Annotated in this window: 21 protein-coding genes; 9 read left to right on the forward strand and 12 right to left on the reverse strand. The window is 69.2% G+C overall.

The window, feature by feature from the left end:
* Positions 1 to 59 precede the first annotated feature (59 nt).
* Positions 60 to 1,019, forward strand: a complete 960-nt coding sequence (locus KTR9_RS09175) for a L,D-transpeptidase family protein (protein ID WP_014926165.1) — start codon at positions 60 to 62, stop codon at positions 1,017 to 1,019.
* A 410-nt stretch (positions 1,020 to 1,429) separates the two neighbouring features.
* Here the strand turns inward: KTR9_RS09175 and KTR9_RS09180 are convergent, their stop codons facing one another.
* Positions 1,430 to 2,326 carry a universal stress protein gene (locus tag KTR9_RS09180; protein ID WP_014926166.1) on the reverse strand — a complete coding sequence of 299 codons (897 nt, stop codon included), beginning with the start codon at positions 2,324 to 2,326 and terminating at the stop codon, positions 1,430 to 1,432.
* 136 nt (positions 2,327 to 2,462) lie between these two features.
* Entirely contained in the window at positions 2,463 to 3,110 is a 648-nt protein-coding gene (locus KTR9_RS09185) for a response regulator (protein WP_014926167.1), read from the reverse strand.
* Positions 3,111 to 3,283: 173 nt separating this feature from the next.
* Between KTR9_RS09185 and KTR9_RS09190 the strand changes: the two genes are divergently transcribed.
* Positions 3,284 to 5,008 (forward strand): sensor histidine kinase, encoded by a 1,725-nt coding sequence (locus KTR9_RS09190; RefSeq protein WP_014926168.1) that lies wholly within the window; start codon positions 3,284 to 3,286, stop codon positions 5,006 to 5,008.
* Here the strand turns inward: KTR9_RS09190 and KTR9_RS09195 are convergent.
* The 5 genes from KTR9_RS09195 to glpX form a co-directional block, all read right to left on the reverse strand.
* Positions 5,005 to 5,283 (reverse strand): hypothetical protein, encoded by a 279-nt coding sequence (locus tag KTR9_RS09195; RefSeq protein ID WP_010841832.1) that lies wholly within the window; start codon positions 5,281 to 5,283, stop codon positions 5,005 to 5,007. The genes KTR9_RS09190 and KTR9_RS09195 overlap by 4 nt on opposite strands.
* Positions 5,284 to 5,305: 22 nt before the next feature.
* Positions 5,306 to 5,995: a PIG-L deacetylase family protein gene (locus tag KTR9_RS09200; RefSeq protein ID WP_014926169.1), complete on the reverse strand. Its 690-nt coding sequence runs from the start codon at positions 5,993 to 5,995 to the stop codon at positions 5,306 to 5,308.
* A gap of 5 nt (positions 5,996 to 6,000) precedes the next feature.
* Positions 6,001 to 7,416 carry a class II fumarate hydratase gene (locus KTR9_RS09205; protein WP_010841834.1) on the reverse strand — a complete coding sequence of 472 codons (1,416 nt, stop codon included), beginning with the start codon at positions 7,414 to 7,416 and terminating at the stop codon, positions 6,001 to 6,003.
* Between the two features lie 7 nt (positions 7,417 to 7,423).
* Positions 7,424 to 9,121: a fumarate hydratase gene (locus tag KTR9_RS09210; protein WP_044507815.1), complete on the reverse strand. Its 1,698-nt coding sequence runs from the start codon at positions 9,119 to 9,121 to the stop codon at positions 7,424 to 7,426.
* A gap of 83 nt (positions 9,122 to 9,204) precedes the next feature.
* Positions 9,205 to 10,200, reverse strand: coding sequence for a class II fructose-bisphosphatase (glpX, locus tag KTR9_RS09215; protein ID WP_010841836.1), 996 nt, complete (start codon positions 10,198 to 10,200; stop codon positions 9,205 to 9,207).
* 134 nt (positions 10,201 to 10,334) lie between these two features.
* Between glpX and KTR9_RS09220 the strand changes: the two genes are divergently transcribed.
* Both KTR9_RS09220 and KTR9_RS09225 read left to right on the forward strand, forming a co-directional pair.
* Positions 10,335 to 10,913, forward strand: coding sequence for a DUF4245 domain-containing protein (locus tag KTR9_RS09220; protein ID WP_014926171.1), 579 nt, complete (start codon positions 10,335 to 10,337; stop codon positions 10,911 to 10,913).
* 57 nt (positions 10,914 to 10,970) lie between these two features.
* Positions 10,971 to 11,300, forward strand: coding sequence for a hypothetical protein (locus tag KTR9_RS09225; RefSeq protein ID WP_044506346.1), 330 nt, complete (start codon positions 10,971 to 10,973; stop codon positions 11,298 to 11,300).
* On the opposite strand, the gene KTR9_RS09230 is transcribed toward KTR9_RS09225, so the two are convergent.
* From KTR9_RS09230 to KTR9_RS09240, 3 genes are read right to left on the reverse strand one after another with little or no spacing between them, the layout of a single operon-like run.
* Positions 11,301 to 11,546: an exodeoxyribonuclease VII small subunit gene (locus KTR9_RS09230; RefSeq protein ID WP_010841839.1), complete on the reverse strand. Its 246-nt coding sequence runs from the start codon at positions 11,544 to 11,546 to the stop codon at positions 11,301 to 11,303.
* Positions 11,543 to 12,880 carry an exodeoxyribonuclease VII large subunit gene (gene xseA, locus KTR9_RS09235; RefSeq protein ID WP_014926172.1) on the reverse strand — a complete coding sequence of 446 codons (1,338 nt, stop codon included), beginning with the start codon at positions 12,878 to 12,880 and terminating at the stop codon, positions 11,543 to 11,545. Before xseA ends, KTR9_RS09230 begins: the two co-directional genes overlap by 4 nt.
* Positions 12,877 to 13,572, reverse strand: coding sequence for a lipid droplet-associated protein (locus KTR9_RS09240; RefSeq protein ID WP_014926173.1), 696 nt, complete (start codon positions 13,570 to 13,572; stop codon positions 12,877 to 12,879). The genes xseA and KTR9_RS09240 overlap by 4 nt, the downstream gene beginning before the upstream one ends.
* 52 nt (positions 13,573 to 13,624) lie before the next feature.
* Between KTR9_RS09240 and KTR9_RS09245 the strand changes: the two genes are divergently transcribed.
* Positions 13,625 to 14,578, forward strand: coding sequence for a 4-hydroxy-3-methylbut-2-enyl diphosphate reductase (locus KTR9_RS09245; RefSeq protein ID WP_014926174.1), 954 nt, complete (start codon positions 13,625 to 13,627; stop codon positions 14,576 to 14,578).
* A 38-nt stretch (positions 14,579 to 14,616) separates the two neighbouring features.
* On the opposite strand, the gene mycP is transcribed toward KTR9_RS09245, so the two are convergent.
* Positions 14,617 to 16,014 carry a type VII secretion-associated serine protease mycosin gene (gene mycP, locus KTR9_RS09250; protein WP_014926175.1) on the reverse strand — a complete coding sequence of 466 codons (1,398 nt, stop codon included), beginning with the start codon at positions 16,012 to 16,014 and terminating at the stop codon, positions 14,617 to 14,619.
* Positions 16,014 to 17,567: a type VII secretion integral membrane protein EccD gene (eccD, locus tag KTR9_RS09255; RefSeq protein ID WP_014926176.1), complete on the reverse strand. Its 1,554-nt coding sequence runs from the start codon at positions 17,565 to 17,567 to the stop codon at positions 16,014 to 16,016. The genes mycP and eccD overlap by 1 nt, the downstream gene beginning before the upstream one ends.
* 97 nt (positions 17,568 to 17,664) lie before the next feature.
* Between eccD and KTR9_RS09260 the strand changes: the two genes are divergently transcribed.
* The 4 genes from KTR9_RS09260 to rpsI all read left to right on the forward strand — a co-directional run bounded on the left by KTR9_RS09260 (position 17,665) and on the right by rpsI (position 24,333).
* Positions 17,665 to 21,744, forward strand: coding sequence for a type VII secretion protein EccC (locus tag KTR9_RS09260; protein ID WP_014926177.1), 4,080 nt, complete (start codon positions 17,665 to 17,667; stop codon positions 21,742 to 21,744).
* Between the two features lie 12 nt (positions 21,745 to 21,756).
* Positions 21,757 to 23,133, forward strand: coding sequence for a type VII secretion-associated protein (locus tag KTR9_RS09265; protein WP_014926178.1), 1,377 nt, complete (start codon positions 21,757 to 21,759; stop codon positions 23,131 to 23,133).
* Positions 23,134 to 23,347: 214 nt separating this feature from the next.
* Positions 23,348 to 23,791 (forward strand): 50S ribosomal protein L13, encoded by a 444-nt coding sequence (rplM, locus tag KTR9_RS09270; RefSeq protein WP_010841847.1) that lies wholly within the window; start codon positions 23,348 to 23,350, stop codon positions 23,789 to 23,791.
* Positions 23,788 to 24,333 (forward strand): 30S ribosomal protein S9, encoded by a 546-nt coding sequence (gene rpsI / locus KTR9_RS09275; RefSeq protein WP_010841848.1) that lies wholly within the window; start codon positions 23,788 to 23,790, stop codon positions 24,331 to 24,333. The genes rplM and rpsI overlap by 4 nt, the downstream gene beginning before the upstream one ends.
* The last annotated feature ends 1 nt before the right edge of the window (position 24,334 follow it).

A 24,334-nucleotide genomic window follows, 5' to 3' on the forward strand; every position in this document is an offset into this window, starting at 1 on the left:
CAGGACGTGACTCACGCACTCTTGCGCGCTGTCACACTGATGTGGTGCAGAAGTTACTGATGAGGCAATTGAGACTGCTGGGGCTACTGGTGATCGCGGTACTCGCCGCGACTGTCGGCGGTGCAGGCCAGGCGCTCGCCGCCCCAGAGACGACTACACCGGAGACACCCCCGCCGGGTGCGGGGGCGGCGCCGGGCTCGGGAATCCCTCACCTCGACGGAATTCTCGATCAGCTGGCAGGCGGGACGGGCTCGGCCGACGGGACCGATGGCACCGGGACGGCCGGGTCGACGAGCCAGATGATCGTCGTGACGGTGCCGAGGGCATCCGACACCACCGCCACCCTGACGGCTTTCGACCGGGGCGCCGACGGCAGCTGGAAACCGGTCATCGGCCCGACGAAAGCGTTCCTCGGATCGTTGGGTATGGGCGAGCCGAAGGACAACGTCCACCGGACGCCGCAGGGCACCTTCCCGCTCGACCAGGCTTTCGGTCGCGCCGCGAACCCCGGGACCAAGATGCCCTACCTGAAGGTCGACCAGCAGGACTGGTGGGACTCGAACATGAAGTCGCCCACCTACAACACCCACGTGCGGCAGCCGCAGAGCCCTGGTGGCGACAGCGAGAACCTGTACAACTCCGGCCCGGTCTACGACTACGCGGTCAACATCGCGCACAACCCGCAACGGACCCCGGGCCGGGCCTCGGCGATGTTCTTGCACGTCACCAACGGTGAGCCGACCATGGGCTGCGTCGCGATCGACCGTGAACTGATGAAGCAGATCCTCGTGTGGCTCGACCCGGCGAAGAACCCCAAGATCACCATCGGCGTCAACCAGGGGGCACCCGCGGGCGAGGCGCCCGGAGCGACCCCTCAGACCGCTCCGGGCACGACGCCGCCGGGGACGACACCACCCGCTACGTCGGGTGTCCCGGGTGCCGATGTCCTGACCGGCCTGCTCTCGCAGCTCGTCGGTGTGGTTCCCGCGCTCTTCGGACTCGGCGGTCAGGCGGGCTGACTGCTCGTCGAGCCGGGACTACGAACTCGAGAGGATTGCCCGGGCGCATCGGCACCCGGGGCACCACGTGGCCCCGGAGCGGATGTCCCAGCCGTTGACCCGGGCGAGGTTGTCCAGATCGGACCGGCGCAGGGGAGCGCGGACGGTGAATCTCCGTCCGCAGCTGTCGCAGTCACGGTCGACGGGCGGCCGTTCGGTTTCCACGGGTGCGGAAACAACTGTCATCGCGAAGCCTTTTGTGTAGATCTTTCGGTCAGTTGATCGTTCTGTCGCTTGACCGGGTGTCGGGTCGCTCGTCCCAGGGGCCTCCCCTCTCCTCGGACGAGCGACCATTCCAGTGTCGGAAGATGTGATGCAGATCTCAAGGGCCGAATGACACACAGTTCGGCGGTGGTCCCGCCGAAGCGGTGTCACCGGTCGTGCGGAACGATCAGAACCGGGCACCGGGCCCGTTGAAGAACGGCGAGCGTCGTCGACCCCACCAGCATGCGGTCGAAGCCACCGCGGCCGCGGGCACCGACCACCACCAGTTGCGCGGCCTGCGCGTGATCGAGCAATGCCCGCGCCGGGCGATCCCGCACGATCGCACATCGGACCCGGACCGCCGGATGGTCGTGTCGCAGCCCGGTGAGCTCGTCGTCGAGCCACGTCGCCACGGTGGCGCGTAGGGCCCGCCAGGCGAGCCCGTGCTCGGGGGAGGGCGCTGCCGGATCGACATCGGACCCGTCGGAGTCGCGCCAGGCATGGACGACCGTGACGGGGACGCCGCGAACCGCCGCCTGCTCGAAGGCGGACGTCGCCGCGAGGCGGCTCGCGGGTGACCCGTCCACCCCGACCACCACCGCGGCCGACGTCCGCTCCGGCGGGGTCGAACCCGGGTCGCGGATCACGGTCAACGGGCACCGGGAGTGCTCGGCGAGTGCGAGAGCGACCGACCCCAGTGCCACGCGGTCGCCCGCGCGATGGCCCCGATTGCCGACGACCAGCACTCTCGCCGCCGACGAGGCCTCGAGCAGAGTGGGTATCGGAGGTGCGCATTCCACCCGCGTCGCGATCCGGACGGGCGACTCCGCAGCCGCACCGCTCGACTCCCTGATCGCACGGCTCGATTCGGACAAGGCCCGCTCGGCCCGCCTTCGCAACGGATCGAGCGAGTGCGGGCTCTCGGCGACGAGGCCGGCCGACGGACAGGCGGCGGAGATGAGTTCGACCGGCGAATGGTGCAACAGGGCATCGCGAGCGGCCCAGCACGCCGCCGCCCGGGCGGTGGCCGAACCGTCGATCCCGACGATCGTGGACGCAGTCAACGCGGCTGCCCCCTCCGCAGGTCGCACACCGGTGACCCCATGGGGCCCATTCACTGAGTACACACCCGGGGTGATGTGTCGCACATGCGCCAAAGATCCCGCACATCGAGGACCAAGGACCCATGCGCGGCGTGGTTCAGCGGCGTCGTTCGCGATTCGCGGACTTCGCCGCGTACACCGCCGCCTGGGTCCGCCGTTCCATCCCGAGTTTGCCGAGCAGTCGCGAGACGTAGTTCTTGACCGTCTTCTCGGCGAGGTGCATCCGCGCGGCGATCTGTCGGTTCGTCAGACCCTCCCCGAGCAGGGCGAGGAGCGTGCGGTCCTGCTCGCTGAGGCCGTCGTGGGGCGGTTCTTCGGCATCCTTCCGGGCGCGCAGTCGATCCATCAGCGCCGCGGCGGCGCGGTTGTCCAGCAGGGACCGCCCTGCTCCGACCTCGGCGATCGCTCGCGCGAGTTCCATTCCGGTGATGTCCTTGATGACGTATCCGCTGGCGCCGGCCAGGATGGCGTCCATCATCGCCTCGTCATCGGTCAGGGAGGTCAGCATCAGGCAGTGCAGGCCGTCGACACTGCTCAACAGCTCCCGGCACAGCTCGATGCCGCTGCCGTCGGGGAGTCGGACGTCGAGCACGGCGACATCCGGTCGTACCGCCGGTACCCGGGCCAGCGCCTGCGCGACGGTGGCGGCCTCGCCGACCACCTCGAGATCGGGGTCGGACTCGAGCAATTCGACGAGACCCCGTCGGACGATTTCATGGTCGTCGACCAGGAAGACCCTGATCATGCCGTCTCCCTCCGGCATCGGACACCTGCATCGAATTGTAAGACTTTCCGATCGCATTTCGTAAATGTCCGCACGCCTAACTAATCGAGAAGATTCTCGTCGTATGGCGCGTGGGAGCGCGACGTTGGACCGAAGTTGCGCGGTGGAATTCGTGCCTGACTATGATCCGAGAGATGGCTTCCGAATTCTCGGAACTCGACCCGAGATCGCTCGAATTGCAGAAAGCGCTGTCGCAGATGCGTTTGCGCGAGCTGCTCGACGAGGTCGCCGACCGGGTCGGCCAGATCGCCGACGTGCGTGATCAGACCGATGGACTCCTTCAGGCGATGCTCGTCGTCAGTTCCGGACTCGATCTGGAAACCACACTCGAATCGATCGTGGCGTCGGCGATCCGGCTGGTCGACGCGGAGTACGGCGCACTCGGCGTCCTCGGGCGCGGGCACCACCTGTCTGCCTTTCTGTCGCAGGGCATCGACGACGAGACCCGCGTGCGCATCGGAAGGCTGCCGACCGGCGGCGGCGTCCTCGGACTGCTCATCGACCGACCCGAACTGCTGCGCCTTCCCGACCTCTCCGAGCATCCCGAATCCGTGGGGTTCCCCCCGAACCACCCGCCGATGACGAGTTTCCTGGGTACACCCATCCGGGTCCGTGACGAGATCTTCGGCAATCTCTATCTGACGGAGAAAAGGAACGGCGGCGTCTTCACCGAGGACGACGAGGTGGTGATCCAGGCTCTGGCGTCCGCGGCCGGGATCGCGATCGACAACGCCCGCCTCTACGAGCAGGCGCAGAACCAGCTGGCCTGGATCGAGGCCAACCGCGATGTGATGACCGAGCTGCTGACCGGCGCCGATCACCAGGACGTTCTCGAAGAGATCGCTCGCAAGGTGCTGAGCCTCGCCGAGGCCGACCTCGTCTTCATCGCCGAGCCCCACGACACCGAGGAGCCCGTCGAGTCGATCGACGAACTCGTGATCACCGTGGCCGAGGGCACCGAGGGCCACGTCTTCCGCGGCCAGAGCATCCCCATCGTCGGGTCGACGTCGGGGACCGCATTCGTCCAGCGACGTCCCGTTCTGCGTGAGCACCTGGAATACGACATCGGCGATTCGTCGACGCGCTTCGGGCCGGTGATGGCCGCGCCGCTGCGCACGGTCGACTCCACCCGGGGCGTGCTGATCGCCATGCGGGCCGAGGGGCGAGAGCCTTTCACGCGGGACCTCCTGGAGCTCAGCGCGGACTTCGCCGACCAGGCCGCTCTGGCCATGCAGCTGGCCACTGCCACGCTGCAGACCCATCAGATGCGTGTCCTCGAAGATCGCGAGCGGATCGCCCGTGACCTCCACGATCACGTGATCCAGCGGATCTTCGCCGAAGGACTCAGTCTGCAGGCGACGCTGCAGCGCACCCATTCACCCGATGTCCGTTCGCGCCTCACCCGCTCCATCAACAATCTGCAGGACATCGTCCAGGAGGTTCGGACGACCATCTTCGATCTGCAGGCCGAGGACATGATGATCACCCGGCTGCGGCAGCGCGTGCAGGAGGCCATCGACCAGCAGATCGACGATCTGCCGATTCAGGTACACGTCCGGACGTCGGGCCCGCTGTCGGTGGTGGCGCCGCCGCTGGCCGAGCACGTCGTCGCGGTCACGCGGGAAGCGGTGAGCAACGTCGTCAAGCATGCCCGGGCCACGACCGTGACGGTGTCGCTCGCGATTGCCGACGAACTCGTCGTCGAGGTCGTCGACGACGGCATCGGGCTGCCGGCCGATGTGACGCCGAGCGGCCTCCGCAATCTCGCCCTCCGGGCCGAGAAGCTCGGTGGTTCGTTCACGCTGACCACGCCACCGAACGGCCGTGGTCTGGCACTGCGCTGGTCGGCGCCCCTCTAGGGTGCGTCGGCGTCGGCCGGCAGCCGCCAGGCCGATGTGCGCTCGGACAGCCATGCCACCGAGTGCAGTCCGGTCAGCACCCCGAACAGGACGAGAAGCCAGACCGACAATCCGATGAGTGCGCACACGGTGAATGCGGCGAGCAGTGCGACGAGAACGGATGTGAGAGTGATGACGGTCCCCCTGTCGGAGCGGATTCCTCCGGCGGCGTGCGGAGAAGTGGACCCCCACACCATCCACCGACGGCTCGCCTGGCGGGAGAGGCCGAAGGTCACCGATGCGCAGGGCCAAGGAACGTCAGCCGGTGTGACCTCTCTTCAGTTCGAAGCCGGCCACGTGGCCGTGGGGATCATCGGTGCGTGGGGCTGTCGCCATCTCGATCTGCGCTCGTGCCTGGTCGAGGACCGGGGTGTCGGGATCCAGGACGGAGAGGTAGCGGTCGTGCGCGGCCAGCGCGTGGACGGCCGTGTCGATCTGATCCTCGACGTCGACGCCGTGGGTCGCCGCGGGACCGTTCTCGAACAACCACGGCGGTGGGGACTCCAGGGCGTCGTAGGCGTCGAGCACGGCCGCGGCGAACTCCATGTGATCGCGCTGGTTGGGCATTCCCGGCGCCCACTCGGGACCCCCGAACAGCGAGACGATCACCTGCGGGCGGAAGCGTTCGACGGTCTCGGCGATCTTGGCCCGCAACTCGGGGACGTTGCGGATGTCGCTGTCGGGGAAGCCCCAGAACTCGACCTCGTCGACGCCGACGATCGAGGCGGACGCGCGCTGCTCCGCTTCCCGCAGGGGCCCGCACTCGGCGGGTGAGAGACCTTCGATGCCCCGCTCACCACTCGAGGCCAGCGCGTAGACGACGCGTCTGCCCTCGCCGGTCCATCGGGCGACGGCGGCGGCCATCCCGTACTCGGGATCGTCGGGGTGGGCGACGAGCACGAGTGCGGTCTGCCAGTCGGTGGGGATGGGAAGCAGCTGCGCCGCCACGGTTCTCAGCGCTCCCGGTCGAGATTGGCCATCTTCAACACGTCGAGCCGGGCGTCGAGTTCGGCCTCGGTCAGCGTGTCGCCGACCAGTCCGCGATCCAGGACGGTCTCGCGAATCGTCTTGCCCTCCTTGAGGGCCTGCTTGGCCACGGCGGCCGCCTCCTCGTAACCGATGGCGCTGTTGAGCGGGGTGACGATCGACGGTGAACTCTCCGCGAGGGTGCGCAATCGCTCGGTGTTGGCCTGCAGGCCGGAGATGCAGCGATCGGCGAACAGCCGCGAGACGTTGGCGAGCAGTTTCAGGGACTCGAGGACGTTGCGGGCCATCATCGGGATGTAGACGTTGAGTTCGAAGGCGCCGTTGCCGCCGCCCCACGTGACCGCGGCGTCGTTGCCGATGACCTGCGCCGCCACCTGTGTGACCGCCTCGGGCAGAACGGGATTGACCTTGCCCGGCATGATGGAGCTGCCCGGCTGGAGGTCGGGGAGGAGGATCTCGCCGAGTCCGGTGAGCGGACCGGAGCCCATCCAGCGGACGTCGTTCGCGATCTTGGTCAGCGACACCGCGACCGTCTTGAGCTGGCCGGAGAGTTCGACGAGCCCGTCGCGGGCCGCCTGCGCCTCGAAGTTGTCCTTCGCGAGCGTCAGGGCCTCGACGCCGGTCAGCCGCACGAGTTCGGCGACCACCTTGGTTCCGAAACCGTCCGGCGCGTTGAGGCCCGTGCCGACGGCGGTGCCGCCGATGGGCAGTTCGCCGACGCGGGGGAGGGTGGCGGTGATGCGCTCGATGCCCGCCTCGACCTGGCGTGCATAGCCGCCGAACTCCTGGCCCAGCGTGACCGGCACGGCGTCCATCAGATGCGTGCGGCCGCTCTTGACGACCTCACGCCATTCGGTTGCCTTGTCGCTCAACGCCTTCTGCAGATGCTCCAGCGCCGGGATCAGGTCGGTGACCGCGGCTTCGGTGGCGGCGACGTGCGTCGCCGTCGGGAAGGTGTCGTTCGACGACTGCGACATGTTGACGTGATCGTTGGGATGGACGTCCACGCCGCGTGACTTGGCGATCGACGCGATGACCTCGTTCGTGTTCATGTTCGAGCTGGTGCCCGAACCGGTCTGGAACACATCGATCGGGAACTGGTCGTCGTGGCGGCCGTCGGCGATCTCGGTGGCCGCGGCGACGATGGCATCGGCTTTCTCCGGGTCGAGGAGACCGAGGTCGGCATTGACCGTGGCGCAGGCCGCCTTCAGCAGTCCCATCGCGCGGATCTGGGTCCGCTCGAGCGGCCGTCCGCTGATCGGGAAGTTCTCGACGGCGCGCTGCGTCTGGGCCCGCCACAGGGCGTCGACGGGTACCTGCACCTCGCCCATGGTGTCGTGCTCGGTGCGGTACCGCTGCTCATTGCCCTGTGCTCCGGTCATCGGTGTCCTACTCCTTCGATCGAATCCTTATGCCGCTCAGCGGGACGTTCACGGCCCCGCTCGGGTCGGTGAAAAAGTCGTTGCCCTTGTCGTCAACAACGATGAACGCGGGAAAATTCTCGACCTCGATCTTCCACACGGCCTCCATGCCGAGCTCGGGGTACTCGATGATCTCCTGGCTCTTGATGCAGTCGAGCGCCAGACGCGCCGCGGGTCCGCCGATCGAGCCGAGGTAGAAACCGCCGTGCGAGCCGCACGCATCGGTGACCTGCTTGGACCGATTTCCCTTGGCCAGCATGACCATCGAGCCGCCGGCCGCCTGGAACTGCTCGACGTAGCTGTCCATCCGGCCGGCCGTCGTCGGCCCGAACGATCCGGAGGCCATGCCCTCGGGGGTCTTCGCCGGTCCCGCGTAGTAGACGGGGTGGTCGCGGAGGTAGTCGGGCATCGGTTCGCCGGCGTCGAGGCGCTCCTTGATCTTGGCGTGCGCGATGTCTCGCGCGACGACGAGTGGCCCGGTCAGCGACAGACGGGTCTTGACCGGGTACTGCGAGAGCTGGGCGAGGATCTCCGGCATCGGACGGTTGAGGTCGACCTCGACCACCTCGCCGCCCGAGATGTCCTCGGCCACACCGGCTGCGGGCATGTACTTGGCCGGATCGGTCTCGAGCTGTTCGAGGAAGACGCCGTCGGCGGTGATCTTGCCGAGTGCCTGACGGTCGGCCGAACACGACACCGCGATCGCGACCGGGCACGACGCGCCGTGGCGGGGCAGCCGCACGACACGCACGTCGTGGCAGAAGTACTTGCCGCCGAACTGCGCACCGATACCGAAGGACTGGGTCAGCTTGAACACCTTGTCCTCGAGTTCGAGGTCACGGAAACCGTGCGCCGACATCGAACCCTGCGTGGGCAGGTTGTCGAGGTAGTGCGCCGACGCGTATTTGGCGGTCTTGAGCGCGAATTCGGCTGAGGTGCCGCCGATCACGACGGCAAGGTGGTACGGCGGGCACGCCGCGGTGCCGAGCGAGCGGATCTTCTCGTCGAGGAACTTCAGAATGCTCTTCGGGTTCAGGATCGCCTTGGTCTCCTGGAACAGGAACGACTTGTTGGCACTGCCACCGCCCTTGGCCATGAACAGGAACTTGTACTCCGGCCCCTTGGGCCCCTGTTCGGTGGCGTAGATCTCCACCTGGGCGGGCAGGTTGGAGCCGGTGTTCTTCTCTTCGTAGGTCGTCAGCGGGGCGAGCTGCGAGTAGCGCAGGTTGAGCTGGGTGTAGGCGTCGTAGACACCCCGAGAGATGGCCTCGGCGTCGTCAGTGCCGGTCAGCACCCCTTCACTCTTCTTGCCCATCACGATCGCGGTGCCGGTGTCCTGACACATCGGCAACACGCCCCCCGCGGAGATGTTGACGTTCTTCAGCAGGTCGAGCGCGACGAACCGGTCGTTACCCGAGGCCTCCGGGTCGTCGATGATCTTGCGCAGCTGCGCGAGATGAGCCGGGCGCAGGTAGTGGCTGATGTCGTGCATGGCCTCGGCGGTGAGCCGCCGGATGGCCTCCGGGTCGACCTGCAGGAAAGTTCGGCCGCCGGCGGTGAAGGTGGACACACCGTCGGCGGTGATCAACCGGTACGGGGTCTCGTCGGCGCCGGTGGGGAGCAGATCAGAGTAGAGAAACTCGGGGGCTGAGGCTGGTTTACTCACGGACCGCATCGTATCGCCCGCCCGAACGGCCCCACGCCACAGGTTGACTCGTGAAGTCACCGGCGTGGGGGCCGAACCGGGTCTCAGAGATCGATGCGGGAGTAGCCGCGGAGCTTGGCCGGCTTGTGAACGGCCTCGATGCGACGGACGGTGCCGGACTTCGAGCGCATCACCAGCGACCGGGTCGTCGCTCCGTTGGGTCGGTAGGTGACGCCGCGCAGCATGTCGCCGTTGGTGACGCCGGTGGCGCAGAAGAAGGCGTTCTCGCCGCTGACGAGGATGTCATTGGTCAGCACGCGGTCCAGGTCGTGGCCGGCGTCGAGGGCCTTCTGACGCTCTTCGTCGTTGCGCGGCCACAGCTTGCCCTGGATCTCGCCGCCCATGCACTTCATCGCCACCGCGGTGATGATGCCCTCGGGGGTGCCGCCGACGCCCATGAGCATGTCGACGGTGGAGTAGTCGTCGGCGGCCGCGACCGCACCGGCGACGTCGCCGTCGGAGATGAGGCGGATCTTGGCGCCGGCCGCCCGGATCTCACCGATGAGATCGGCGTGGCGGGGACGGTCGAGGACGATGACCGTCAGATCGGCGACGTCGATGCCCTTCGCCTTGGCGACCGAGTTGATGTTCCACTCGACGGACTCGTTGATGTTGATGGCGCCCTTGGCGTCGGGGCCGACGGCGATCTTGTCCATGTAGAACACGGCCGACGGGTCGTACATGGTGCCGCGTTCGCTGACCGCGATCACCGAGATCGAGTTGGGGCGTCCCTCGGCCATCAGGGTGGTGCCGTCGATGGGGTCGACGGCGACATCGCAGTCGGGTCCCTCGCCGTTGCCGACCTCCTCGCCGTTGTAGAGCATCGGCGCCTCGTCCTTCTCGCCTTCGCCGATGACCACGACACCGCGCATCGACACCGACGAGAGCAGCTCGCGCATCGCGTCGACCGCTGCGCCGTCACCGCCGTTCTTGTCGCCCCGGCCGACCCAGCGCCCGGCCGCGAGTGCAGCCGACTCGGTCACGCGGACCAACTCCATCGCGAGGTTGCGGTCCGGGGCCTGGTGGGTGCTGACGGTCATGGGCAATCGACTCCTCTGTACGGCGCTGGTCGCCTGGGCGGCGCCGAGTGATCGTGGCGGTGGTCTCGAAGACCATCCTTGCATGTCACACCGGCCATTCGGTCAGTGACCCTGCTGGTGGGATACTCGGCGCCATGGCAGACAAACCCCGCATCCTGATCAACGGTAAGGACATGTTCTGGTCGTTGGTGCCGTTGCTCGCGCTGTGTGCGTTGGTGCTGATCGCCTCGGGGAACTGCTCGGTCGGGGCGTCCAAGGACGTGGCCGACAGCAAGCTGCCGCCGTTCGACGTGGTCAGCGCACTGAACGCGGATGCCAGTCAGCTGGCGTTCCCGATCCGCCGCCCGCCGACCCCGGAGGGATGGCGACCCAACTCGGGGTCGTCCGACGCCATCGAGGGACATCGGGTCAGCACGGTGGGGTGGCTGAGCAGCAGCGGCGCCTACGTACAGCTCAGCCAGTCCGATGCGCCTGAGGACGTGCTCGTGCCCTATCTGGGCGGCAACGGAGGTGACTTCGGCGACATCTCCGGCACCGGTACCCGTCAGGCGGGCGGGCGCCAGTGGGTGACCTACGAGACCGCGGAGGGCAAGAAGTTCTGGATCACCGATCTGGGCGACGTGCGCATCGCGGTGCTGTCGCGGGGCAACGATGCCGACATCGAGACGATCGCGTCGTCGGTCGTCACCCAGGCGCCGTTGCAATTGGGGTAGCGCACTACTCGTGAGAACGGGGTCCCGAGTTCCTAGCGTCGTCTCCAGGAGGCGCTCATGGCTGGGGGATCTGGGTTCGGCCCGCACTTCGTGTGGGCGAGGCTCGCGTTGGTCGCGGTCCTGGTGCCATTGGTGGTGACCGTGCCGGTGCAGAGCGTCGGCGCGACCGTGAACCGGACCGCGCCGGTCGCCGGGATCGCGGCGACCGCACCCGATCCGGGCGTCGTCGGGCCGACCTCCGACGACGCCGTCGGGTGGCCGCTTTCCTCCCCGGTGAGGGGCGGGGAGGATCGGCGGCCGGTCCTCGCGCGAGCCGGTGCGCGCCCGACCGCCGACCATGCCCGCGTCAGCGCCCTCGACCACGAACTGCTCGCGCGGTTCGAGTGATCAGTCGTCGTCCTCATCGCCGGGATCGGCGCCCTTGTCGGTGATCGCCGCCTCGATGCGCGTCCGGGCCCCGCGCAGGTGTTCCTCGCAGCGCGTGGCGAGGGCCTCTCCGCGTTCCCAGAGTGCGAGCGAGGCGTCGAGATCGAGCCCGCCGTGCTCGAGGGTGGTGACGATCTCGGCGAGCTCGTCCCGTGCCTCCTCGTACCCGAGTTCCTGGATGGGAGTGGATGTCTCGTCGGTGCTCACGCGTCTCCTCCGTCTTCGTGCGCGTTCGTCGGTTCGGTCGCGCCGCCCGTCCGGGATCGTGCGCGGGAGCGGCGTGCGGCGGGCCCGTCGACCCGGGCGGTCGCGGCGCCGTCGGCGACCCGGATCCGCACCTGCGCACCCGGCGGCAGGTCCGCGAGGGTGCCGACCACATGCGGGGGATCGGTGTCGGTGCGCTGCACCACCGCGTAGCCGCGCGCCAGGGTCTGCGCGGGACCGAGGGTCGACAACCGCGCGGCGAGGTGCTCGCTGCGACGCTCCTCGGAATCTATGTGGCGCAACACATCCCGTCGCAATACGCGGACCAGTTCGGCCACCCGCGCGGCTTCGGAGTCCACCAGCACCCCGGGACGGGCGAGCACCGGACGCGCCCGGAGCGCCGCCACGACGCCGGACTCCCGCCGGACCCAGTTGCGCAGCGCCTGCGCACTGCGGCGGCGCAGGTCCGCGATGCCGGCGAGCTCGGCCTCGACGTCGGGAACCACACGTTTGGCGGCGTCTGTCGGGGTGGCCGCGCGCAGATCCGCGACGAAATCGAGCAACGGATTGTCCGGTTCGTGCCCGATCGCGCTGACGACCGGCGTCCGGCACCGCGAGACCGCGCGCAACAGCGCCTCGTCGGAGAAGGGGAGCAGGTCTTCGACGCTGCCCCCGCCGCGCGCGATGATGATGACCTCGACATCCGGGTGTGCATCGAGTTCGGCGAGATGGGTGAGGATGCGGGCGACGGCCGTCGGGCCCTGCACGGGGGCTTCCCTGATGTCGAAACGGACGTCCGACCAGCGCGCGGTGGCCACGCTCACCACGTCGTGCTGCGCGGCGCTCGCCCGCCCGCTGATCAGCCCGACCACACGCGGCAGGAAGGGCAGGGGCCGCTTGAGGCGCGAATCGAAGAGGCCCTCGGCGGCCATCAGCTGGCGCAGTCGTTCGATGCGCAACAAGAGCTCGCCGATGCCCACCGCCCGGATCTCGCTGACGCGCAGGGACACCGTGCCGCGACCGGTGTAGTAACTCGGACGGCCCAGGACCACCACGGAACTGCCGTCGGTCAGCGGAACCTCGGTGCGCGCCAGTAGATCCGGGCTGCACGTCACCGAGATCGAGATGTCGGCGGCGGGATCGCGCAGGGTGAGGAACGCGGTCCGGGTGCCGGGTCGCCGGCTGATCTGGGTGACCTGCCCCTCCACCCAGATCTGTCCGAGCCGGTGGATCCAGTCGGCGATCTTGGTGTTGACCGTCCGGACCGGCCACGGGTGCTCGGCGGAGTTCGGCGAGGAGGAACGTCGCGGTGTGTCGCTCGTGTCGGCTCCGGTCACGCTTCGGTGGAGCGCTTGTTCTGCGCGGCGATCCGGTTCTCGAGCATCGTCACGAACGGCGCGCGGGCACGACCGGCCTTCTCGTAGTCGACGAGCGCGATCAGGTCTTCGATGGCGACCGTCCGGAGCCGGGCGCGCAGTTGCGCGAGGGTCAGGGTGTCGTAGTCGATGAGTTCGACGATCTCGGGTCCCGAACCGTCGGACGACGTGACCGCCTCGGTGCCCGGCACCTCGGCCGCGACGGCCTCGTCGGGGGTGGAACTGTACAGCGCGAACCGACCCGCGTCGGCTCGCGGCGGCGCGGCGAGATCGGCGTCGGTGGCCGCCTCCTCGACCTCGTCGTCGATGGTGGTGGGGCCGGGTGTGGTCGGTGCCGGGGTGGTCGGTGCGGCACTCGGTGCCTTCGCGGCGGGTGCGGGCGGCGAGACCGGCGCGGGGCTCTCCGGCTCGTCCTCGTCGAAGCGCGCCCATTCGGGCTGTTCGTCGGGCCGGTCGAAGAACATCTCCAGGGCGGCGTCGCCCTTGATGGCCAGTTCGGCGATGTTCTGTTGCGCCCGCATGCCGGCCTGAAGGGTCTGGCTGACCGCGGTCATCGGCAACGTGATGAGCAGGGCCGGGAGTTTCCGCGTCTCCTCGAGGGCGGTGACGATCAGACCAGCGGCTATCCGGGCAGGGTACGGTGCGCGATCCATGCCAACACTCTGCCATCACGAGCAACGTCGCGTAACCCGTACCCTGGGAAGCATGTCTGAGACGAAGCGTGTCCTCCTCGCCGAACCCCGCGGCTACTGCGCTGGTGTCGACCGTGCGGTGGAGACGGTCGAGCGTGCCCTCGACAAGCACGGCGCTCCCGTCTACGTGCGCAAGGAGATCGTGCACAACCGGCACGTCGTGGAGACCCTCGCCGAGCGCGGGGCGATCTTCGTCGGGGAGACCGACGAGGTGCCCGAGGGCGCGACCGTCGTGTTCTCCGCGCACGGCGTCTCCCCGCTGGTGCACCAGACCGCCGCGGAGCGCAACCTGCGGACCATCGACGCGACCTGCCCGCTGGTCACCAAGGTCCACCAGGAGGCCAAGCGGTTCGCGCGCGACGACTACGACATCCTGCTGATCGGCCACGAGGGCCACGAGGAGGTCGAGGGCACCGCCGGTGAGGCTCCCCAGCACATCCAGCTGGTCGACGGCCCCGACAGCGTGGAGTCGGTGACGGTCCGCGACGAGTCGAAGCTCGTCTGGCTGTCGCAGACCACCCTCTCGGTCGACGAGACGATGGAGACCGTCCGGCGGCTCCGGGAGAAGTTCCCGCTGCTCAACGACCCGCCCAGCGACGACATCTGCTACGCCACCCAGAACCGTCAGGTGGCGGTCAAGGCAATGGCGCCCGAGTGTGATCTGGTGATCGTCGTCGGGTCACAGAACTCGTCGAACTCGGTACGCCTCGTGGAAGTGGCCCTGCAGGCCGGCGCGAGGGCAGGCCACCTGGTCGACTACGCGCGTGAGATCGACGAGTCGTGGCTGGACGGTGTCACGACCGTCGGCGTCACCTCCGGCGCGTCGGTGCCCGAGGTCCTGGTCCGCGGCGTCCTGGATTACCTGGCCGAGCGCGGCTACGGCACGGTCGAGACCGTCAACACGGCCAACGAGACCCTCACCTTCGCGCTTCCGCGCGAGCTGCGCCCGGCACGCACGTCGAGCTGACGCCGCGCAGACCGTTATTCCCGCGGTGGCCGCGAGCGTCAGAACTCGTCCGGGTCGAGCTTGCGCACGCGCCGATGAGGTAGCGCGATCGCGAGGACCGCTGCGATGACGATCGCCGCGACGGCGCTGCCGATGATCGCGACGTCGCGGGCGGTGTGATCGGGCGGCTGCGCAACCGGCGGGGCGGCGATCGGCGCCGAGGCGCGGTCCGGCTGGTCCTCGACGGGCAACTCTGCAGTCAGGGCGGCGACCGGGTCGACGACGCCGTGGCCGATCCGCTGATCGCGGCCGGTACCCGGCGAATGCGCGGTCTCGATGATGCGGTCCATCACCTCGCGCGCGGACAGCTCGGGAAATCGCGAGCGGATCAGCGCGGCGGTACCGGCCACATACGGCGCGGCGAAACTCGTGCCGATCAGGGGAACCGGTCCGGCGTCGCTCTCCTGCGCCGACGCCAGTCGTCTCGAGCCACGTCGGCTGTCGAGGCTCACGATGTCGGTCCCCGGGGCCGCGACGCTCACCCACGGCCCGTGCAGGCTGAAGTCGCTCGGGGAGCCGGTGTCGGCGTCCACGGAGCCCACCGTCAGCACATACGGCGAGTACCACGCGGGGCTGGCGATGGTGGACACCGACCGCCAGCCGTCGGGGTCGTCGGCGGCAGGGGCCGGGTTCTGGTTCTGGCAGGCGCCGTCGCGGGTCAGGTTGCCGGCCGCGACGACTACCACGACGTCGCGCTCGTAGGCGTGGCGGATGGCCGCGCCGAGTGCGCGATCGTCGAACGAGTCCGACGCCGGGGCACACGCCACCTCGGAGATGTTGATGACGGTGGCGCGTAGATCGACCGCGCGCACGATCGCGTGGGCGAGCGTCCGGACCGAGCCGTACCCGGACCCGACCACCGGCGCGCCGTCGTCCCGTGTGCGGTCGTCTTTCTTCCGGAAGGCGCTGCTCGATTGGCGGATGGCGATGACCGAGGCTGCGGGCGCCACCCCGGCGAATGCGTCGGAGGCGCTCGGACGTGCGGCGATGATGCCGGCCACCAGGGTCCCGTGTGCATCGCAGTCGTCGAGTCCGTTGCCACCCGAGACGTAGTCGCCGCCGGAGACGACACGGCCGAGCCGCGGATGCGGTGTGACGCCGGTGTCGATGACCGCGACCCGCTGACCCTGTCCGCGGCTGAACCGCCAGGCTTCCGGGAGATTCATCATCGACTGCGCCGCAGTCGGTTTCGACACATTACGGGTCAGTTCCGCGGTGTTGCACAGGTGGCTCTGCTCGGTCGGTTCCGGCGGGGCGACCGGGGCCGACCGGATCAGGGCGCCGGGGTCGATCCGCGGCGGGGTCACCGCCGCGGCCGGCGATGCCGACGTCCCGACCAGCGCCGCGACCAGGGCCGTCGCGAACAACCCCGCGCTGCGGGTGCGCATGTCGCGCATCAGATCTCGCGGACGATTCGATACAGGTCGAGCAGCCAGAGCAGCAGGGGCACGATGAGCGCGACGAGGATGTACTCGCCGATCTCCGCCCAGCGCCGCATCACGGGGGAGAAGTCCTGGTTCGGGGCGACGACGCCGAAGACGAATGCGGCGATCACGACGACGACGCCGAGTGCGAAACCGATGACCGGCCATCGGTCGTCGCCGAAGGCGAGACCGGTGATCAGCGTGATCACCACGAGCGATCCGCCGACGATGAGGATTCCGGCCTGGAACAGGTCGCTGTGGGAGCGGCCCCGCAGGCACAGCACGACGCCGATGATCGCGGCGTAGACGGCGTTACGCCACTCGAATCCGGCGAGCGGGGAGGCGGTGAGGACCGCCGCGATGGCGGTGACCGCGGTCAGCCCGCCGACGATACCGGTCAGATAGGCATTGGCGAGATAGGAACGACGTTCCAGCGCATCGGCTTTGGGGAGTGCGGTCGCGCCGATCGCCCCGATGCCCTCGATGGCCGGGCGCGGTTCGATGTCCTTGACGTCGATGGCGGCACCGGCCGTCGGGACCGGGGGCAGTGGGAGTTTGGCGAGCAGGATGGTGGTGCGGGGCGCGAGCCCGATCAGGAGCAGGCCGACCGCGGCGATGACGGCGGCGACGTCGGGCACCGGTGCATCGATGAGGAGTCGGGCCCCGGCGCCGGCCGCGCCGAGCAGCGCCGCGCTGGTCACGGCACTGTGCGCGGTGGCGCCGACGGCGGTCATGCGGTAGCTGACGACGGCGGCCACGAGTGTGAACGCGAATCCCAGCGTCAGATGCGCGGCGCCGAACTGTCCGGGCGTGAGGATCATCCCGGTCACGAACGCCATCGGTGCGGCGCACAACGACAGGACGGTCGAACTCTGTTCGTCGCGGTAGTAGCGGGACACGATGGTCGAGGCGGTGACGAATCCGACGACCGCCAGGCCCGAGAGGCCCGCGAACCACAGGGCGCCGGTGTCGGCCCGGACCGCGGCCAGCGATGCCGCCGCCGCGACCGCGGCGACGAGAGCCAGTGCGTATCCGACTCGTCGGGCGGCCGCCGCGGTCCAGTCGACGAACTGGGATTCGTTCAACCGGGCGACGGCGTCGACCACGTCGTCGAAGAGCACCGGGGACTCCCCGGTGCGCGTCGAGGTCAGCAGCAGCAGGTCGCCGTCGCGGATGCCCGACTCGGACAGCGACCTGTGCAGCGGGAGCGGTTCCTGTCCGACGAGGGCGAGGGTCCACTTGTTCTGGCGATCGTGCGGGCGTCCGGGGTTGCGCGCGTCGGCGTCGGGATCGTCGGGGTCCGACCGAGTGGGATTGCGCGACTCGATCTGCGCCACGAGGTCGCCGATGAGTCCCGCGATGGGGATGCCGGCGGGCAGCCCGACGTCGAGCTGGGTGTTGCCGCCCAGTACCGACACCCGTACGAGCTGAGGTTCGACGGCCGCCTCGCCCCGCCGACGGTCCCCGGTGTCCGCACCGGCAGCGGTGGTCGGGTACCCCGGCGCGAATCCGTCCACAGACGTCATCAGGTCAATCCTCCCCCTGGGTTCAGCAGCTAACATAGCCAACCTCAGCGGGTTCGACCGCCTGGGGATACACAGCGCGACATGTCAGGGGGGACGTGTGGTCACCACGACCGAGGGATTTGTGCGTCGGCCGCGCATCACGCCGCCGCGCACGCCCGGCGGCGAGGTCAACATCCAGGCGCCGCCGGACGTGCCCCGGGTGGTGCCGGGCAGTCTCCTGATGAGGCTGCTCCCGGTGGTGATGGTCGTCGCGGTGGTCGGCATGGTGTCGCTGATGGTCGTCACCGGTGGACGCAACATCCTGTCCAACCCGCTGTTCATGATGTTCCCGCTGATGATGCTGATGTCGATGTTCGGCATGTTCGCCGCGGGCGGGCGCGGCGGCGGCAAACGCGCGGGCGAACTCAACGAGGAGCGCAAGGACTACTTCCGCTACCTCGGCCAGCTGCGCAGTCAGGTCTTCGAGACGGTCGACAACCAGCGCGCGGCGCGCACCTGGAGTCACCCGGATCCGCGAGCGCTGCTCGACGTGATCGGCAGCAGGCGGATGTGGGAGCGGCGCCCCAGCGACGCCGACTTCGCCCATGTGCGAGTGGGTGTCGGCGTCCAGCGCCTCGCCACTCGGCTCATGCCCCCGGAGACCGGACCCCTCGAGGACATCGAGCCGGTGTCGATGGTGGCCCTGCGCCGATTCGTGCGCACACATTCCGCGGTGTACCGCCTGCCGACCTCGATCTCGTTGCGCGGCTTCCCGGCTGTCAACATCGAGGGTGCCCGGCAGGAGACCCGCGAGCTCATCCGGTCGATGATCGTCGAGTTGTGCGCGTTCCACGGTCCCGATCACCTGCATATCGGCATCGTCACCGGTGACCCCGCGGGGGAGGCCTGGGACTGGGCGAAATGGCTTCCGCACGTGGGACATCCGACGCTCCGGGACGGTGTCGGCGCGATGCGGATGATCTACCCGACGCTGGCCGACCTGGAGAACTCGATGGCCGCCGACCTCTTGGAGCGCGGCCGGTTCAGCCGGTCCGCGCCGCCGAACGCCAACCGCGCGCACCTCGTGGTGATCATCGACGACGGCTATGTCGCCGGCGACGAACGGATCATCAACGACGCGGGCATGGAGGGGGTCACGATCCTCGACCTGACCGCGCCGCCGGACGGTCTCGCGGCGCGACGCGGTCTGCAACTCGTCGTCCGCGGCGGCAAGGTCTCGGCGCGAAGCGCGGCCGGCGTCGAGGAGTTCGCCGACATGGACTCGCTGACGATCCCCGAGGCCGAGGCGATCGCCCGGCGCATGGCGCGCTATCGGCTCGCCACCGCCGCGACGCTTGCCCACCTCGAGTCGGAGGCGACCTCGGCCGACCCGGGCCTGCCCGCGCTGCTGGGCATCGACGATGCGGCGCGGTTCGACCCCGCCACCGCCTGGCGCGGGCGGACGGGCCGCGAGCGCCTGCGCGTGCCGATCGGGTACACGCCGACCGGGGCCCCCGTCGAGATCGACATCAAGGAGAGCGCACACGGTGGCATGGGTCCGCACGGGCTGTGTATCGGCGCCACCGGATCGGGGAAGTCGGAGTTCCTGCGCACTCTCGTGCTGGCCATGCTGGCGACCCATTCGCCGTCCGAGCTGAATCTCGTACTCGTCGACTTCAAGGGCGGCGCGACGTTCCTCGGTCTGGAATCCGCTCCCCACGTCGCCGCGATCATCACCAACCTCGAGCAGGAACTGTCGATGGTCGACCGCATGAAGGACGCACTCTCCGGTGAGATGAACCGGCGCCAGGAGGTGCTGCGCGCGGCGGGCAACTACGCCAATGTCGCCGACTACGAGCGCGCACGCGCATCCGGGGTGCGCCTCGATCCGCTGCCCGCGCTGTTCATCGTCGTCGACGAGTTCTCCGAACTGCTCGCGCAGAAGCCGGATTTCGCCGAGCTGTTCGTCGCGATCGGCCGCCTGGGCCGCTCGCTGCACATCCACCTGCTCCTCGCCTCGCAACGTCTGGAAGAAGGCAAGCTCCGCGGCCTGGACTCGCACCTGTCCTATCGGATCGGTCTGAAGACCTTCTCCGCCAACGAGTCCCGGTCGGTTCTCGGTGTTCCCGACGCGTACCACCTGCCGAGTGTTCCGGGTTCGGCGTACCTCAAGTGCGACTCGGCCGACCCGATCCGGTTCAACACGTCCTACGTGTCGGGGGCCTACTACTCGCCGACGGTCACCGAATCGTCGGACCCGGGCACCACCGCGTCGCCGGGGCGCGGAAACCTGAAAGTGTTCACCGCGCTTCCGGTCCCGCTGGACGAGGGTGCGTCCCGGTCCCTGCTCGACCAGGCCGAGAGCCTGCTCGACGAGGAACCGCCCGCTCCCGAGGCGCCCGCCGACTTCGAACCCGTCTCGGCGCCGGTGCCCACTCTCATGGAGACGATCGTCGAACGCATCGCAGGCGCCGGCCCGCCCGCTCACCGCGTCTGGCTGCCGCCGCTGGACTCCTCGCCGACCGTCGAACACCTTCTCGGCGAGCGGGATTGGTCCCACCCGGCGGAGCCGGGCGATCTCACCGTCCCGATCGGCATCGTCGACCGGCCCTACGACCAGCGACGTGACCCGCTGGTCATCGACCTCGCGGGCGCCGCGGGCAACGTGGCGGTGGTCGGCGGTCCGCAGTCGGGCAAGTCGACGACTCTGCGCACGATCATCATGTCGGCCGCGGCGTCCCACACGCCCGAGCAGGTGCAGTTCTACTGTCTGGACTTCGGCGGCGGCAGTCTGGCCGGCCTCGCCGGACTCCCGCATGTCGGTTCGGTCGCCTCGCGCGGCGACATGGACGCCGTCCGCCGCACGGTTGCCGAGGTCGCGGCCGTGGTCCGGTCCCGCGAACTGCTGTTCACCCGCCTGGGGGTCGAGTCGATGCGCGACTACCGGGCCCGTCGCGCGTCCTGGTTCCGGTCCGGCGTCACCTCGTCGGCGGCCGACCCGCTGGCCCAGGATCGGTTCGGGGACGTGTTCCTCGTCCTCGACGGCATGAACGTGCTGCGTACGGAACTGGAATCGCTCGAGGAACAGATCACCGCGATCGTGGCGCAGGGGTTGAGCTACGGCGTCCACGTCATGGTCACCGCGTCCCGGTGGGCAGAGGTGCGCCCGGCCGTCCGCGATCTCATGGGCACCCGGATCGAGCTGCGGCTGGGCGATCCGATGGATTCCGACATGGGCCGCCGCGCTGCCGCGCTGGTCCCGCAGAACCGTCCCGGTCGTGGCCTGACCGGGCAGGAACTGCACATGCTGATCGCGTTGCCGCGATTGGACCCGGTCAGCAGTGCCGAGTCGCTACCCGCCGGCGTCGCCCAGTCGGTGGAGAAGCTGACCGCCGCCTACCCGGGCCGTTCGGCGATGGCCGTGCGGAAACTGAGCACCGAGATCGACTACGCGTCGGTGCAGCGCGCCGTCGCCGACGCCGGGTTGACGCTGGCGCCCAACCAGGTGGCGATCGGTGTCGGTGAGCTCGAACTCGCGCCGGTGGTCCTCGACTTCACCGCGCAGCCCCACTTCATGGCGTTCGCCGACGTCGAGCACGGCAAGACCAACCTGCTGCGGACGATCGTCACCGGGCTGGTCGCCGGTGCCTCGCCGGAGCAGGTGCGAATCGTCTTCGTCGACTACCGCCGCACGATGCTGGGAATCATCGACGGTGATCATCTGGCCGGTTATGCGAGTTCACCGGACCGGGCGGCGTCGATGATGACGGAGCTGGCGGCCTACCTGAAGAACCGGATGCCACCGGAGGACGTGACGGTTGCCCAGCTGCGGGACCGCACCTGGCTCGAGGGCCAGCCCGAGGTGTATGTCGTGGTCGACGACTACGACATGGTGGTCACCTCGACGGGGAACCCGATGCTGCCGATCGTCGAACTGGCCTCCCATGCGCGCGACATCGGGCTGCACGTCGTGCTCGCCCGCCGTTCCGGTGGTCTGGGACGGGCGATGTTCGATCCGCTGATCGCCCGCCTCAAGGACCTGTCGTCGGACATCCTGTTGATGAGCGGGGACCGGGACGAGGGATTCATCACCGGACGGTCGCGCCTGCAGTCGCTGGTGCCCGGCCGGGGCGAGCTCGTGTCGCGGGTCCGGCCGCAGGAGATGATCCAGGTCGCCCATCTCCCGATCGGCGACTAGGTCGGGGCCGGGATGACTGGAGCGGGCGGGGCGCAGGGATCGGACGCGGGACCCGCGCACCTGACAGAACAGGGGAACCCCCGCCCGACCGTCGTCGATCTGGCGTTCGGGACGCCGCTGGTCTGGGAGCCGGACCTCGGTCTGCGGCGGGTGGATCGCGACGTGCGCACGTTGCTCGAGTCGGTGGACCAGACGAGCGTCGTGGTCGACGGTCGGCGCGATCACGTGCGGCAGGTGTGGCGGCGGGTCTTCGCCGATCTCGGCCTGCCCGCGGGACGACCGATGATCGTCGGGCACCCGAGCACGTGGGGACCACGGCGTGCGTCGATTCTCGCCGATGTCGGCGACGCGCGCTCATCGGTGGAGCTGGTGCCGCGGGCGGTGCTCGTCGCACGAAGCCATGCCGACCTGACCGTGCAGCGGTGTGCCGTCGTCGAGACCACCCATCTACCGCGGCCGCCCGCCGATCCCGCCCGTCCGCGTCCGTCGTGGTGGGACGTGCAGATCGTGGGTCGCGGTCCCGACGGGTGGGCCGTCGAGCGTTCGGGGGTCATCCGGCCCGGTCCCGGTGATCGGTCGCACTCCTCGGTCGTCGTCGACGGAATCGACGTCATCGACGACTCGGTCGAGGCGGTGTTCGTCGACGGGGATCGTCGCGACGAGGTGTCCGCGGCGATCGATCTCGTCTCGGCTCACGCGGTCGCGGGGCGGGTCGTCGCCGTCGACCGTGATCTGGGTGTCCGGCTCGGTCACCGCACCGGCGGCGCCGCCGATGACGCGGTGGCCCCCGTACGTGATCCCGGCCCGCCGGGTGCGGTACCGGCAGGCGGTACACGCCGACAGCCACGATCACTGGTCGCCGCCGCCGTCGTGGCGGCTCTGGTCGTGAGCGGGGCGGTCGGGGTGGGGCTCTGGCAGCGCGACCCCGCGTCGGGTACGTCGTCGACGGATGTCCGGCTCGGCCGCGCGACGCTGACCGTGCCGGGGGACTGGCGACAGACCGAACAGGAGACCCCGAGCGACGCGGCCGACGACCCGTCGACCACCCGCGCGGTGTTCGTGGACCCCGACGACGGCCGGCGGATCATCGCCGTCCTCACCGAGGTACGCGAGGGCTCCACGCCGGCGTCGGTGGCGGACAGCCTCCGTAACAGGATCGAGCAGCGCGGCGACGACGTGGTCACCGAGTTCTCCGCCACCACCCGCTTCGCCGGCCGCGATGTGATCGGCTACCGGGAGTCGCCGGCGTCGGGCGGGGCGATCCGCTGGTACGTCGTCGTCGACGACGGCCTGCAGGTCTCGATCGGCTGCCAGGCGGGTACCGCGGCCGAGCCCACCGACGCCGAATGCGCGGAGGCGGTGCGCAGTGTCCGGGTGTCGCCGTCGTAGGCGGGTGGCCGCCGGTGGCGGGGCCGGCGTCGGTGCCGACGCCGTCTGTTTTGACCCTGACCAGCACGGTCGCGTAGCCTGGATCGCTGGTGCTCGGCACCTGGTCCGCATCAGCGTGTCCAGGTCAGCGGAGGCCCGGGTCCCCACTGGTCGCCGGGAACAACCTCTGCCGTGCACCCGACCAGCACCCACAAGACAAGAGTTGAGGACAACTGTGCCTACCTACACCCCGAAGGCCGGTGACATCACGCGTACGTGGCATGTCATCGACGCCGAGAACGTGGTGCTCGGCCGGCTGGCCGTGCAGGTCGCGAACCTGCTCCGCGGCAAGCACAAGCCGACCTACGCCCCGCACATGGACGGCGGCGACTTCGTCGTCGTCATCAACGCGGAGAAGGTTGCGCTGACCAGCAACAAGGCGGATCGCAAGCTGAACTACACCCACTCGGGGCATCCCGGTGGCCTGAAGTCCCGCACCACGACCGAGCTGCTCGCGACCTACCCCGAGCGCGTCATCGAGAAGGCCGTCAAGGGCATGCTGCCGTCGACCAAGCTCGGCCGCGCCATGGCGTCGAAGCTGAAGGTCTACGCCGGCCCGAATCATCCGCACGCGGCCCAGCGCCCCGTCCCCTTCGAGATCAAGCAGGTGGCCCAGTGAGCAACGAGAACATCAACGACGCCGTCGAGGCCGTCGACGAAGCTGATGTCGCCGAAGCCGCGGCCGTCGAGGTCGTGGAGGCCGAGGCCGTCGAGGTCGCCGCTGACGACTACGAGACCGCCGCTGTCGAAGACGTGCGCGAGCCGATCGTCATCGATCGTCCGATCCAGACCGTCGGCCGCCGCAAGGAAGCCGTCGTCCGCGTCCGCCTGATGCCGGGCAACGGTGGGTTCACCCTCAACGGACGCTCGTTGGAGGAGTACTTCCCCAACAAGGTGCACCAGCAGCTCATCAAGGCGCCGCTGGTCCTCGTCGAGCGCACCGAGTCGTTCGACATCTTCGCCAAGCTCGTCGGCGGCGGCCCCTCGGGCCAGGCCGGCGCGCTGCGTCTCGCCATCGCGCGTGCGCTCATCGAGGTCACGCCGGAGGATCGTCCCGCCCTGAAGAAGGCCGGCTTCCTCACCCGCGACCCGCGTGCGGTCGAGCGCAAGAAGTACGGCCTCAAGAAGGCCCGCAAGGCGTCGCAGTACTCCAAGCGCTGAT

This window comes from Gordonia sp. KTR9 (assembly GCF_000143885.2).
In the GTDB taxonomy this organism is placed as follows: domain Bacteria; phylum Actinomycetota; class Actinomycetes; order Mycobacteriales; family Mycobacteriaceae; genus Gordonia.